The sequence below is a fragment of the Mesorhizobium sp. M7A.F.Ca.US.014.04.1.1 genome, assembly GCF_003998745.1.
Lineage (GTDB): Bacteria > Pseudomonadota > Alphaproteobacteria > Rhizobiales > Rhizobiaceae > Mesorhizobium > Mesorhizobium ciceri.
On sequence record NZ_RZRW01001498.1, the window covers coordinates 1 to 412 of the forward strand.

Annotated in this window: 1 protein-coding gene; it reads left to right on the plus strand. The window is 48.5% G+C overall.

Annotation, left to right across the window (positions count from 1 at the left end):
- Positions 1–412: hypothetical protein (locus EOA22_RS37325; RefSeq protein WP_206521612.1), on the plus strand; the 412-nt coding region annotated here is incomplete at both ends.

The window sequence follows — 412 nt, forward strand, 5'->3', positions numbered from 1 at the left end:
TGGAGGATATTTGGGGGGTTCAGCCGATGACAGGACCAACTGGTCTTATCTTTGCGATGCGCTCTCGCGTAACCAGCCAAGCTGGCGGCGAAGCGTTCTACAACGAAGCAGACACTGCATTCTCTGGTAATGCAACCCCAGTACACAACGCCAAATTGGGTGAAGGTTCTGAAACAACAGGTGTTGGTATGGGTACAACTGAAGCAGAAGCTTTGGGTGACGGTAACGGCACTAACTTCGCAGAAATGGCTTTCTCAATTGAAAAAGTTACTGTAGCTGCTAAGTCACGCGCTTTGAAAGCGGAATACTCCACAGAGCTTGCTCAGGATCTTAAAGCCGTACACGGTTTGGATGCTGAAACAGAACTTGCAAACATCTTGCAGTCTGAAATCATGCTGGAAATTCAACCGCG